Origin of the sequence: Bacillus fungorum (genome assembly GCF_002746455.1) — a bacterium.
Taxonomy (GTDB): Bacteria; Bacillota; Bacilli; order Bacillales; family Bacillaceae_G; genus Bacillus_A; species Bacillus_A fungorum.
Genome location: NZ_NWUW01000158.1, coordinates 1 through 619 on the forward strand (window position 1 = coordinate 1; position 619 = coordinate 619).

Annotated in this window: 1 protein-coding gene; it reads left to right on the forward strand. The window is 35.2% G+C overall.

Annotation, left to right across the window (positions count from 1 at the left end; genetic code table 11):
* Positions 1–51: 51 nt before the first annotated feature.
* On the forward strand, positions 52–619 hold a 568-nt coding region (locus CO726_RS31220), incomplete at its 3' end, for a sigma-70 family RNA polymerase sigma factor (RefSeq protein ID WP_425427833.1).

The following is a 619-nucleotide window of genomic DNA, read 5'->3' on the forward strand; positions in this document are numbered from 1 at the left end:
AAAAAGCTAGTTTATAATTTCGTTTGGAAAAAATACAGTTCAAACGAGGAAATGATAAAAAGTAATACGGGATTAGAAATAGATGATTTAATCCAATACGGCATGATTGGTTTACTGAAAGCGAGAAAGGGTTTTGATCCTACGTATGGATGTGAATTTTCTACCTACGCTATTCCAAAGATATCTGGCATTATTTCAGTGAACATTAGGGACGCTCAAAAGGTAAAGGTGCCACGCGATGTTTATTACTTAAAAGGGAAAATCATGAATCAGGGGCTTTTGGAAGAGAAACCAGAAGAAATTAGTAAGCAGCTAGATGTATCCATAAAAGCAGTTGAAGAAGCTTTACGGTATCAACATATAACAAAATCAATACATGAAATAGCTCATTCATCAGGGAGTAGTGATGATGATTTAACAATAGAACAAATGCCAGTTGATGAATACTCAGCGAATGAAACGGAGAAAGTTGAGCATGAAATATTAGTTGGTTCTTTTGTTCAGACGTTGCCAGATAGAGAAATGATCGTTTGGGATATGTATTCAAACCATATGTCACAAGAAAATATCGGGAAGAAAGTCGGAGTTACTCAGACTCAAATCAGCCGTATATTAAAAC